The following is a 12,665-nucleotide window of genomic DNA, read 5'->3' as shown; positions in this document are numbered from 1 at the left end:
AACAAATGAAATAATTAAATAATAAAAAATTACGGTCGATCGACCGTAATTAGATTTCTTTTCTTACATTTATAAAAAAATACAACCCATGAAAAAGATAAAAACAAATTTCAATCCCCGGTTTCGGGCAGGGAAGAAGCGCTCCGGCTTACAGCTGATGGAAACTTTCTTTCAGTTCAATGAGCTGGATGTTTCAAAAGAAAGACTTTGTAACATAATGAATTATGCCGTAAAAAGAAATAGCTGGATTAATGAAGATCCGGCGGCGATCTTTGAGTTTTACCAGTCGATGCGGTCGTTCATCCGGGCAGGTTATCTCATCATGTTGAAGGAAAGAAAATGGATGATTGATACCCAACCGGAAAAGATTTCCCCGTGGGTTCTTGGCTTGCTTTCGGAGAAGGAATACCGGAATCCACTGCTGGTTTTCAAAAAAGCATTCAGGGAGTACACCCTCAAAGAATTTGATTATTTTATGTCCGGAATCGTCTATTTCTCAATGGGCGTCTATGAAAATCTCCCGGAAAGGAATATCGTGATGCCCTACATTCATACCGTTAAAATGCTGGATGCCGCTCACCTTATTCTTCAAAGAAAGAGAGAAAAGAAAATAGCTGATGCCCATTCTGAATAAGATTGAAAAGTATTGATACAGATAATGAATGTGCTGATGATGTGTTTTTCTGACGCAAAGTTTTTAGCTTCTTATCTCATATTTTCAAGGGAGCAAAGAATAGAATCAATTTCATTGATTCTTTGTAAGCGAATGCATATCCACGAAGCTTCTTCAGCGACAAAGTCGCACTTCTTAGCTCCCTAAAATAAAACATTTGAATCATCTTTCTTTGCGTTTAAAAAAAAAGACCTGTTAGTTCCATAAAAAGTATAGATTTTGAGGCCAAGCGCAAAAGTTTGGGGATCATATTGTTTGTGTTTATGTAATTTAATTGACGCAAAGTTTTTAGCACATTATCTCATATTCTTAAGGGAGCAAAGAATGGAACCAATTTCATTGATTCTTTCTAAGCGAATGTATATCCACGAAGCTTCTTCAGCGACAAAGTAGTACTTCTTAGCTCCCTAAAATAAAACATTTGAATCATCTTTCTTTGCGTTTTTTTAAATGCATTGTTCCATTCAACAAAAAGAGTATATGTTTTGTATTGTTCCCCTCAACTTTTGAACCAGATCCAGATTGGGTAATAAAAAAATCGCTGCTTAAAAAAGTAACGATTTTTTGTTATTGGTGGCCAAACAAGCGTATCTTCAAACACGTATTGTTAAAATTCCATGATTGAGTCTAATCCTCTTCGTAACCCTTTGAAAGTATCAATATTTTTGATGGCAAGGAGTACTCCTTTTACATAGGGCTCCGCACTTTCTCCGGAATCATGTCTTAGTATTAATCTTTCTCCATTGAGTCCAAAGATCGTTTCAACGCTGATCGTGTGACCCGGCAGACGGACAGAATGAACCTGTATACCATTTATTGTTGCGCCTCTTGTTTCTTTATTTCCTATGGTATCCTCTATGGCTACGGCTAGTTCAGGCTTTTGAACTTTAGAAAGACGATAAGCCAGTTCTGCCACTGTTCCGCTTGGTGCATCAATTTTTTTAGCATCCGCATAGTCAATGATCTCGTAGTGAGGGATATATTTTGCGGCCATTTCAGCAAACTTTTGCAATAAAACAACAGTGAGTGCAAAGTTCCCTGCAGCAAGAACAGAAGTATTATTTTCATTGGCAATACGTTCTATTTCTTCATAATCTTTATCCGTAAGTCCTGAAGTTCCAATGATGACTTTTTTGCCTTTTTGCAAAGCCGTGTGGATATTATGCTTCGCGATCGCCGGTTTGGTAAAATCTACAAGAATATCAAATTCTACATTTTCTATTGCATCTTCTATAGACTTAAACAATGGTATATTGTTGTCCGATTTTAATGACAGAATCTCTGACAGATTTTTCCCATCTTGAGATAAAGAAAGTCCGCCTGTTAATATCATTTCGTCATTATTAAATATTGCTTTGCTAATTTCAGAACCCGTCCATCCGGTGGCTCCCGCAACAAAAACTTTTTTCATAATATTATTTTTTTATTGAATGTTATTTTTACTATTAATCTATTTCAAAGATAGTTTGAATTTCAACAGATGAGTTTCCAGGTATTGAATATATAACCTTCCTATGCCTTTTCCTTTGATAAATTTTTATCTTTTAACAGTAAATGCTTACTATAAATTCATCTAATTATAGAAAAACAGGAGTTGTATCTATTTGATAATACAAATTTACAATTGGTATTTTTATTAAATTTGCCAGAATTATTATATAAAACGCCAAAATGAAATGTGGATTATCAGAAAAAAGAAAAGGGGAGTTTGATGATGAAATTAATATCGATGCTTATGTCTGGTATGAGAAAGACTGGACCCATGATGACTATGATCATGCCCACCAAAGATATCAGCTGACTTATGTTGAAGAGGGATATCAGTATTTTCACATTGAAAATAAAATCTATCTGGTTCCACAAAATCACTTAATCTGGATTCCTTCAGGCAAAAAACATCATACTCAGTCGGAAGCCAGTACAGTTAATCTCATGGTGATCTTATTCAAAACGGTTTTCGACAATGATTTTTATAATAAAGTACATGTTTTTGCAGCGCCTCCGGTTTTGAGAGAAATGTTGCAATATGCCTCAAAGTGGAATAAATTATTGGAAGAAGATGAAGAGCAGGGATATTTCCTTACCGCTTTATTGAATAGCCTTCCTCATTTCTGCACAGAGAAAGTAGGTTTACAGATCCCGATTCCGGTAGATCCAAGATTACTGCCTGTATGCAATTATATTAATAAGAATTACATGGAACAGGTGAGTATAGATGACTTAGCTGATTTATCCTTAATGTCTGTAAGAAGCCTTCAGCGTATATTTAAGCGGGAAACAGGGATTACGATCCAAAAATATATGCAGCTGATCCGTATTTTAAAAAGTATTGAACTCATTAATACAGGAGAATATACTTTAAGCCAGATCGCTTTTATGATTGGTTATAAAAGTCTATCAGCTTTTACCAATTCCTACTTTGGAATTATGAAAGAAAAAGCAAAAATTATCGGGAAATCTTAAAATTCTGAATGTACAAGTTATAAGGAAAATAAAGTAAAAAAATGGCGTCAACTGTCTTTAGTTGGCGCCGTTTGGCTTTTTATGACCTCAACGAGCCTATCTTCAAACACTTTTATCGATGATTTGATTGGTTTGGGCCAAATTAAAAAGAATTACAAAATTCATTTTGTTTTGATAGATTACTTTAAGTCTTTGGTAGTCCGTGCAAAAAGTATATTTTTGCAAGCAATAAAATACAATTTTCATATTGTAATTATTATTCATTCATAATACTAAACTAATACCCATGAAATACTTAATAAATTTTATTAGATTAAAACAATTGCATTAAAATAATTCTTTCTTTTTCTGCAATAAAATTTTGCTTTTTTACTCTAAGAAAGCACCTAATTATATTTTTTAGCGGTTGCTATCAATTAAACATTTAAAACTTTTTTAAAATAAATTCAACATGAGAAAAATTTACTTAATGTTGCTTATTTTCCTTTCTGTAATTGCCTTTGGGCAATACTCATCTGAGGTTTATAATACCTCAAATTCAGGAATCGGCAGCAATAATGTCAGGGACATTGAAATTGATAATAACGGTTTGTTATGGTTATCAACAAGCAATGGTGTTTCAACATTCAATGGAACTGCATTTATAAATTACAACACAAGCAATTCAGGTATTATATCAAATGCTATCCTGGAAATAGAAATCGATGGTTTACAAAGAAAATGGATGGCATCGCAAAACAACGGGATTATTTTATTAAACGGAACGACTTGGACGAATTATACAGCCTCAAACTCAGGACTACCCAATAATGTAATTAAGGGTATCGCAGTAGATGGTACCAATAATTTATGGGTGATCACATCAGGGGGGCTTACTAAATTTGACGGTACTACTTGGACTACGTATTCTTCACTTCCAAACATAAATTCTTTAAAGGTTGATAGCAACAACGGAGTCTGGGTTACAAATAACAGTACATTGTATAAATTTGATGGAACTAACTTTACATTTATTGGGCAGAATGTGAAAAAACTATTAAATGCCTCAAATACGAAAGTATATGTTGAAGGTATTGATGGTATGTTGACGTATACAAATTCTGGAACTTTACTTAGTAGTTACACTCAAAGTAATTCTTGTCTTGGTGGAAGTACTTTAAATGCTCTTGATGTTGATGATGACGGTAGAGAGTGGATTGCACTGGGTGGAAGTGGAGTGCAGAATTTTACCGATTGTATAATTTATACTGCTTCAAATTCAAACCTTCCAAGCAATATTTTAACTACACTTAAAACCCAAAATAAAAGTACTGTTTGGATAGGCTATTCTCAAAATGGATTAGTAAAAGCAACGCCACAAAACATTGGAGGTTGCTGGGAAGTTATCAGTACCGGATCTTCTTATTCTGTAGGAATAAAAACAGACGGAACTTTATGGACTTGGGGAAATGATAACTACAGCCAATTAGGAGATGGGGGAGCCGTTGCAAGAAATGCTGCAGTTCAAATAGGTACAGCAAGCAACTGGAAGACCGTGAGCGCAGGAAGTAGTCATGTATTGGCTATTAAAAATGATGGAACCCTTTGGTCTTGGGGAGATAACTCAAGTAGTAAATTAGGAGATTATACTAACGCCAACAGGATTGTTCCGATACAAATCGGTACAGTTACTACCTGGAAAGACGTGAGTGCAGGATCTAACCACTCATTAGCACTTAGAACAGATGGTACCCTTTGGTCTTGGGGAAATAATTATTATGGACAGCTGGGAGATGGGTCAGATATTCTGAGACCTATTCCCTGGAAAGTAGGAACCGCAACAAATTGGGTGAAAATTGCTGCAGGCAGCGATCATTCTGTAGGTATAAAAGCTGATGGAACTCTTTGGACATGGGGTAACAATACATCTGGGCAGTTGGGTAATGGAACAAATGTTACAACAATATATGATGTTTCGCCAAAGCAAGTGGGAACAGCTACAAACTGGCTTAAAATTTCTGCAGGATCTTACTACACACTAGCTGTAAAATCTAATGGTACTCTCTGGGGTTGGGGATCTAATCAATCAGGGCAATTAGGAAACGGAACATTGAGTAACAGTAATTCACCAGTACAAATTGGAACAGCTACAAATTGGAGTATCGTTAGTGCAGGAGCAAGGCACGCATTAGGAATTAAAACAAATGGAACTCTTTGGTCATGGGGATACAATACTTATGGACAGCTCGGTAGCGGTACAAGCGGTAATACGGTAAATACTCCTACTCAAGTAGGTACTTCGGCAAATAGTTTATTGGTGTCTGCTGGGGATAGTCACAGTCTTGAAGTAAATTTTGAAGGTTCTTTAAGAACGTCAGGGCTGAACAGTAGTGGTCAATTAGGAGATAATACACTTGTTCAAAAAAATACTTTCACTCCTATTGTCTGTCCGTCAAGTTGCAGTGTTCCAACTCAACTTTCTGTTGCAAACATCACTTCTACAACTGCTACCATTAATTGGGCGGGAGCAACAACGACACCTGCTAACGGTTATATGTATGCTTACAGTACAAATCAGATTGTCGGAGGTGTAAATGGTACTACCTTATCAAATACGGTTAATTTATCAAACTTAGCACCAAATACTACTTACTACTATTGGGTGGCATCTCATTGTGGTTCCAGCCAAAGCCGTTGGATTTATGGAGGTGCATTTACTACACTTGCCGATTCCGGTTGCTGGAGTATCGTTGCTGGTGGTTCTACCTATGCAATAGCCATGAAGTCAGATGATACAGTATGGGCTTGGGGTAAAAATGAATTTGGCCAGTTGGGAGACGGAACTACAACAAATAGAACGACTCCAGTGCAGGTTGGAATTTCAAACATCTGGAAAATGTCTGCCGGAGATAAACACGTTGCAGCGATTAAAACAGATGGAACACTTTGGACCTGGGGGCGTAACAATTTTGGACAACTGGGAACTGGTAATACTGTTGACAGGACAATCCCGGTAAAAATAGGAATGGCTACAGATTGGGTAAGTGTTGCCGTAGGCGCATATTTTACTCTAGCAGTAAAGGCCAATGGAACATTATGGGCTTGGGGTCGTAATACCTATGGTCAGTTTGGAAATGGAACTACTTATGATCAGAATGTTCCTACACAGATTGGAACCCTAACAAATTGGAAAACAGTCACAGCGGGAGATAATCATTCTTTAGCTTTAAAAACAGATGGAACTATTTGGGCTTGGGGTGAAAATTACGATGGGCAGTTAGGAATTGGTTCTACGACGAATAGAACTACTCCTGTACAGATACTCACAGGGACAACTTGGAAAAGTATTGCTGCCAAAAGTAGTCACTCATTGGCAATAAAAACAGATGGTACCCTTTATGGATGGGGAAGCAATATTCATTCGCAATTAGGAACAGAGGGAACTTCAGGTTCATCATTGGGAACAGGATTAGGCTCAAGCGCCAGCCCTTATCGTGTGGGCACAGACACAAACTGGAAGCTTGTTGAAACATCAAATTTTTCATCAGCAGCCATTAAAAATGATGGGACATTGTGGACTTGGGGAGCAAACGGAGATGGTACATTAGGAGATGGTACGTTAGTACGCAGAAGAAATCCTGTGCAGATAGGAACTTCTGGCGATAGGAAGAGCGTATCGCTAAGCAACTATAATACATATACTATAGCAAATGATGGAGTTTTATCTGTAACAGGGTGGAATTTGGATGGGCAATTAGGTAACGGTACTAACGATATTGGAAGAACAATTTTACTTCCAATCTCTTGTGTCAGTGGAAGTTTGCAATCTCAGGAAATATCATCAATCTCAAGTAATCTGAAGGTATACCCTAATCCTGTACAAGATTACTTGACTGTTTCATCAGATGAAAAAATTATCTCTGTTACGGTTTTTACTATTTCAGGTCAGCTTATATTAACCAAGGAAGTCAATGATTTTAAAAAGATTTTGAATTTTTCTGATTTACAATCAGGAGTTTACATAATTAAAGTTGTTGGGGCTGACAATACAGTGAAATCAGTTAAATTTATTAAGAAATAGATAATATAAATTAATTTCTGCTAAAGTAGATTTACTAAAATTGAAAAAAAACAGCGTGCACATTTATATGTGTACGCTGTTTTTATTTTAAAATAGGAAACTATATATTTCAATGTACCATATAAAAGCGATGTCTTACATGCAGTTATATCTAGTACATATTTCATTGAAGAATTTCTAAGCGTAACAAGCAATTATTATTTTGTCCAAAAATGGAGTTCAGCTAAATGATAATGAAGCTAAAATTATATTAGAATTTCTATACGTAGTGGCGAAAAACTACAATAATTCAAAAGAGAAAAAAGCTCTGACCTTAATCCTTTGACATAGCTTTTCACTTTCTCCGGAATCGTGTGCAGCATGGATCTTTAAAGATCGATCTGACTGAGATTATTTGTATTTCATTGTCTCTATCTAAAAAAAATATGTTGTGAATCTTAAATTTAAATCACATTTTTTATAAAGATTATCAAAAAATTGTATATTTGCCCAGCAAAAAAAGAAAATGATATTATCTAACTTAAAAAAAGGAAAGAAACAGTACTTACGTCCAGGGTCGTGAGTCATTTTCCTATTAGTTAGAAATTAAATAAACAGGGAGCTTGTCATCATGACAGGCTCTTTTTTTTTGATAATAATTTAACAATTTAATATAGTATGAAAGTATTGAAATTTGGAGGCACTTCAGTAGGAAGTCCGGAGCGCATCGAACAGTTATTACCCATCATCAGATCTCAGGAATCAGATAAGCATCTGGTGGTTTTATCTGCTGTTTCAGGTACCACAAATGATTTAGTAAAATTATCGGAACTCTATGAAAGTAAGGATATTGAAGCTGCCTATAAACATATTGATGGACTGCATCAGAAATATATAAAATTTGTAAATGAATTGTTTAAAACAGAAAACGGAATCGTAGAAGCTTTAGCATTTATTGACAAAATTTTTGATCTCTTTTATCAGTTTAAACATAAAAATTTCAGTTCCAGTGCAGAACGTATTATCCTTGCACAGGGAGAGATTATTTCAACAACCCTGTTTCATTTATATTTAAAGGAAAAAGAAGTTTCTTCTGTGTTATTATCAGCATTAGATTTCATGGTAATTGATGAAGATAAGGAACCCAATATTGAGGAAATCAAAAAACAGGCAGCTCTTGAAATTGCAAAATATCCTGAAGAAACCTTATTTATTACGCAAGGTTACATCTGCAGAAATGCTCAAGGAGAAATTGACAATCTGCAAAGAGGTGGGTCTGATTATACTGCTTCGCTACTGGGAGCAGCATTGCAGGTAGAAGAAATCCAGATATGGACAGATATCGATGGATTTCATAATAATGATCCGAGATATGTACAAAATACGAAGTCTATAGCCAGAATGAGTTTTGACGAAGCAGCAGAGCTGTCGTATTTTGGAGCTAAAATCCTTCATCCGCAAAGTGTATTTCCTGCAAGAAAATACAATGTTCCTGTTAGATTATTAGATACAATGAATCCATCGGCAGTAGGAACATTGATTTCGGGAGAAATAACCAATCAAAATCAGATTGTGGCAATTGCTGCCAAAGATGGAATTACGGCTATCCGTATTCAATCTTCACGTATGCTCATGGCCTATGGGTTTTTGAGAAAGGTTTTTGAAGTTTTTGAACGCTACAAAACTCCTATAGATATGATTACCACTTCGGAAGTAGCTGTTTCCCTTACCATTGATCACACGGATAACATTTCTGATATTTTTAGAGAACTGAGCTCCTTTTCAGCAGTTGAAATTGACAGTGAACAGTCTATTATATGCATTGTTGGAGACTTCAGGAAAAATAACCACGGATACGCAACCATTGTATCGGAAGCGGTAAAACATATTCCGATACGAATGATCTCTTATGGAGGAAGTGAAAATAATATCTCATTATTAGTTCCCTCTGTTTTTAAGGTAGAAGCTTTGAGATCACTGCATAACAGACTGTTTTAGAAAATCTATAGGTAATTAAGAATGTAAAAGATAGTTATAGAGAAACCCGCTTTAAAAGCGGGTTTTTAATGAAGATTTTTTAAATCAGAATTAACAATTAGGTTTTATCGATGTATTGCTGCTACTTCGATAAAACCTAATATGACATTTATTACTTTGTTTTATAAAAAATTAGAACTGAATACTTAGCAAATTTTAACTCTTGATAGTGGCTGATTGAAAAAGTGTTTTTGCCTGATATTGTTTAGAAATTGTATTAAGATAATGATTTTCAATTTGGATGTTGGAATCGATTGATGTATGGAACCTGAAATAAGATTTATATGGGATGGCTGATTAATTGTTATTTAGACCAAAATTATTTGACGGTCATAATAGGGGGATGCTTCGTTGTTTTCTGATGAGCTGCTTTAATCAGTTTTACGGAATCTTCTATATAAAACGTTTTTAGATTTTTGTTATTTGAAATATCCAGTTCCTTGATGGATGTTTCCAGCAGATACAATTGTACGAGCTCTTTATTTTTTGATAGATTTAGATTGACAAGTGATTTACATCCGTCAAGATTAAGGGTGTGAAGTGCTGGAAATTTACTGGTCTCAAAGTCGGTAAATAAGTTATCCTGTAAATGGATATACATTATATTTTGTGAGTTTAAATGTATTTTAGTTAATCCTAATCTGAAAGCGTAAATATCTTTCAAATTAACCAAACTGCTTAAATCCAGAATTCCAATTTTATTGTTGTCGCCAATATAAAGAGTTTCAAGCTTTGTAAGGTTGTTGATCAGGGTGAAATCTGAAATATTATTCTTGTATAGATTAAGTTCTGTTACATTCTGAAAGTGTTCAAGACCGCTTAGATCGGAAATATTCTTTTCGTCCAGTTTCAGCTCGGTTACAGTGTTAATTTCTGAAAGCTCCAATTTTCCGTTATGGTTTTGATCGAATTGCTGTAATAAAGCCGTTTTGAGATTATGGTCTTTTATTGATATTTCTTGCGCAGTGATGCCGATGGATAGTATAACTGCAAGGGTGGATATAATTTTAGTCATTTAGTTGCTGACAGTCTTTTTTAAACCAGTAAAATTAATGCATTCCAACAGCTTAACAAATTTTAAATCTAAATATCTCATTCATTGCTTTCCATTAAAAGATTTTCGTTTAGTAAAGATCTGTTAAGCTATAGTGTTTCTATTAATAATCGAGTACGGTCAGACGGTGATTCCCAAAATCTTCTGATTTTTGTTTCCAGATTATTTTCCTTCATCAAAGACTCTTGATAAGAATCTTCAGGAAATATAGTAGCTATACATTAAATGTGGGGGATAAAGGAGGTTGTTCTTTGGGAAGTTCTTTTATATACTAAGGCTATTCAAAGCCAATCAAAGCCTTTTACATCATGTTGTTGTAATAATCCCTAAAATAAAACATTTGAATCATCTTTCTTTGCAATTAAAAAAAAGACCTGTTGGCTCCATAAAAAGTATAGATTTTGTACTAGTCCTAAATTTTCGCTTTATCCGAAAAAATGTACAGAACTATATAGTATGGCAGAAATTAATCCTATCATGGTTAATAATAAAAAAATCGCTACTTAAAAAGTAACGATTTTTTGTTGTTTGTGAGCTCGACAGGATTCAAACCTGTAACCTTCTGAGCCGTAATCAGATGCGCTATTCAGTTGCGCCACGAGCCCGTTTGTTTTGTTGTTGTTTAACGGTTGCAAATATACCACTTTTTTCCGTTCTTTGAAACATGAAAAAGAAAATTTTACTTTTATTTACGGTATTTTCGCTAATTGCCTGTAAAAGAGAAACAAAAATTTCGTCCTCAGATTGGACAAATATCTCAAATCGCACCCAATACAAGGAACAAGATGGAAGTTTGGAGCTGAAATCGGGGAATTTTACCTATAATTTCAAGCAAAATCAAACCCCTTTCAAGAAAATCATCCTGCTTAATGCAAGTATGGCGGGGTATATTTCAGAGCTTGGAGCAGAAAATTTAATCATTGGGGTGTCAAGTCCTGAGTATATTTATTCGGAAAAGATCCAGAATCTGATTAAAGAAGGAAAAATTCAGAATGTAGGAAGTGATCAGAAATATGATGTGGAGAAAATTATTTCCATGAAACCAGATGCCATTTTTACCAATTATATTGCAAGTTTCGACAATGCTTATCAGTTATTGAAGAACAACGGGATTCAGGTGATATTCCTGGATGAGTATATGGAACAACAGCCATTACAGAAGACAGCGTATGTAAAGCTGTTCGGAGAACTTTTCGGAAAAGAAAAAGAAGCTGAAGCTAAATACCAGGAAGTTGAAAAAAATTATAATGACCTGAAGAAACTGGCCTTAACAGCAAAAGAAAAACCTGTTGTACTGGCTAATGAAATGTATGGTGATGTCTGGTATCTTCCAGGCGGAAATACTTCAGTAGCTCATTATATTGCAGATGCTAACGCTACTTATATTATGAAAGATAATAAGGATGAAAAAGCTTTAACAATGAGCTTTGAGGAAGTATATGCAAAAACAAATGACGTTCAGTATTGGGTAAATGTAGGAAATCATACCTCAAAAAAAGAAATGCTGGGTGTAAATCCTTTTTACGGAAAACTGAATGTATTCAATAAAGGAAAGTTGTATACAATAGCAGGAAAAGAACGAAAAATGGCCAACGACTTCTTTGAAAGTGGTGTGGTAAGAGCAGATTTAATCCTTAAAGATTACATTAAAATCTTCCATCCTGAACTTTTACCGGATTATCAGCTTACTTATCTGAAAGAATTGCAGTAAATCGGACTATTTGCTTATTTTTGCCTTTCCTTTTTATAAAGTTATGTGGAAAAAAATTAAACAGTTTATTTTCATCGTTCTTGTTCTGAACGTAGTTTTCATCATCTGGGGAAGATTTTTTAATCCACCCATTACCTTTACTCAGATAGGAGGTCTTTTTGAGTATGGAAAATTACACCGGGACTATATTTCTTATGATGAAATGGGAAACAATGTGAAGAAAGCAGTTATTGCTTCAGAAGACCAGAAATTCTTTGACCACGACGGCTTTGATTATACAGCTATTGAAAAAGCAATGAAGTATAACGAGAAAGGCAAAAAAATAAGAGGAGGAAGTACTATCTCCCAGCAGACGGCTAAGAATGTCTTTCTTTGGCAGGGCAGAAGCTGGGTAAGAAAAGGCCTTGAAGCAGTTTATACCTTCATTATTGAAAAAGTATGGAGTAAAGATATTATCCTTGAAAGATACCTGAATTCCATTGAAATGGGTCAGGGAGTATTTGGTGTAGAAGCAGCAGCACAATATTATTTCGGTAAATCATCCAAAGATCTGAGCACATCAGATGCTGCCTGGATTGCTGCTGTATTGCCGAATCCAAAGAAATACGATCCAAAGAATCCATCTCCTTATTTAAGAAAGAAACACAATTGGATCATGAGACAGATGAGGAATGTGAGTTTGAAATAG

General features: G+C 35.0%; 8 protein-coding genes and 1 tRNA gene. 6 read left to right on the top strand and 3 right to left on the bottom strand.

Annotated features, from left to right (window positions below):
* The first annotated feature begins 88 nt into the window (after positions 1 to 88).
* Positions 89 to 634, top strand: coding sequence for a hypothetical protein (locus BOQ64_RS17330; protein WP_129058475.1), 546 nt, complete (start codon positions 89 to 91; stop codon positions 632 to 634).
* Positions 635 to 1,280: 646 nt separating this feature from the next.
* Here the strand turns inward: BOQ64_RS17330 and dapB are convergent.
* Positions 1,281 to 2,084: a 4-hydroxy-tetrahydrodipicolinate reductase gene (gene dapB, locus BOQ64_RS17325; protein WP_164975833.1), complete on the bottom strand. Its 804-nt coding sequence runs from the start codon at positions 2,082 to 2,084 to the stop codon at positions 1,281 to 1,283.
* A gap of 260 nt (positions 2,085 to 2,344) precedes the next feature.
* Between dapB and BOQ64_RS17320 the strand changes: the two genes are divergently transcribed.
* The 3 genes from BOQ64_RS17320 (at position 2,345) to BOQ64_RS17305 (ending at position 9,173) form a co-directional block, all read left to right on the top strand.
* Positions 2,345 to 3,136, top strand: a complete 792-nt coding sequence (locus BOQ64_RS17320) for a helix-turn-helix domain-containing protein (RefSeq protein WP_129058473.1) — start codon at positions 2,345 to 2,347, stop codon at positions 3,134 to 3,136.
* Between the two features lie 451 nt (positions 3,137 to 3,587).
* Positions 3,588 to 7,196, top strand: coding sequence for a T9SS type A sorting domain-containing protein (locus tag BOQ64_RS17315; protein WP_129058472.1), 3,609 nt, complete (start codon positions 3,588 to 3,590; stop codon positions 7,194 to 7,196).
* 657 nt (positions 7,197 to 7,853) lie between these two features.
* Complete coding sequence (locus BOQ64_RS17305) at positions 7,854 to 9,173, top strand: aspartate kinase (protein ID WP_129058471.1); 1,320 nt, start codon at positions 7,854 to 7,856, stop codon at positions 9,171 to 9,173.
* Positions 9,174 to 9,531: 358 nt separating this feature from the next.
* Here the strand turns inward: BOQ64_RS17305 and BOQ64_RS17300 are convergent, their stop codons facing one another.
* On the bottom strand, positions 9,532 to 10,227 hold the full coding sequence (locus BOQ64_RS17300; RefSeq protein ID WP_129058470.1) for a leucine-rich repeat domain-containing protein: 696 nt from the start codon (positions 10,225 to 10,227) through the stop codon (positions 9,532 to 9,534).
* Between the two features lie 570 nt (positions 10,228 to 10,797).
* Positions 10,798 to 10,871 (bottom strand) — tRNA-Arg (locus BOQ64_RS17295).
* Positions 10,872 to 10,930: 59 nt separating this feature from the next.
* On the opposite strand from BOQ64_RS17295, the gene BOQ64_RS17290 reads away from it, so the two are divergent.
* Together BOQ64_RS17290 and mtgA are read left to right on the top strand one after the other, a co-directional pair.
* Positions 10,931 to 11,977, top strand: a complete 1,047-nt coding sequence (locus BOQ64_RS17290) for an ABC transporter substrate-binding protein (RefSeq protein WP_228448442.1) — start codon at positions 10,931 to 10,933, stop codon at positions 11,975 to 11,977.
* Between the two features lie 43 nt (positions 11,978 to 12,020).
* Positions 12,021 to 12,665 (top strand): monofunctional biosynthetic peptidoglycan transglycosylase, encoded by a 645-nt coding sequence (gene mtgA / locus BOQ64_RS17285; RefSeq protein WP_129058426.1) that lies wholly within the window; start codon positions 12,021 to 12,023, stop codon positions 12,663 to 12,665.

It is taken from the genome of Chryseobacterium sp. CH25 (genome assembly GCF_004119455.1).
Taxonomy (GTDB): Bacteria; Bacteroidota; Bacteroidia; order Flavobacteriales; family Weeksellaceae; genus Chryseobacterium.
This window is presented reverse-complemented; position numbering and strand designations above follow the sequence as displayed.

Excerpts from the sequence above, each read along its gene's own strand:
- BOQ64_RS17330 (WP_129058475.1), top strand. The coding sequence starts at position 89 with ATGAAAAAGATAAAAACAAATTTCAATCCCCGGTTTCGGGCAGGGAAG.
- dapB (WP_164975833.1), bottom strand. The coding sequence starts at position 2,084 with ATGAAAAAAGTTTTTGTTGCGGGAGCCACCGGATGGACGGGTTCTGAA.
- BOQ64_RS17320 (WP_129058473.1), top strand. The coding sequence starts at position 2,345 with ATGAAATGTGGATTATCAGAAAAAAGAAAAGGGGAGTTTGATGATGAA.
- BOQ64_RS17315 (WP_129058472.1), top strand. The coding sequence starts at position 3,588 with ATGAGAAAAATTTACTTAATGTTGCTTATTTTCCTTTCTGTAATTGCC.
- BOQ64_RS17305 (WP_129058471.1), top strand. The coding sequence starts at position 7,854 with ATGAAAGTATTGAAATTTGGAGGCACTTCAGTAGGAAGTCCGGAGCGC.
- BOQ64_RS17300 (WP_129058470.1), bottom strand. The coding sequence starts at position 10,227 with ATGACTAAAATTATATCCACCCTTGCAGTTATACTATCCATCGGCATC.
- BOQ64_RS17290 (WP_228448442.1), top strand. The coding sequence starts at position 10,931 with ATGAAAAAGAAAATTTTACTTTTATTTACGGTATTTTCGCTAATTGCC.
- mtgA (WP_129058426.1), top strand. The coding sequence starts at position 12,021 with ATGTGGAAAAAAATTAAACAGTTTATTTTCATCGTTCTTGTTCTGAAC.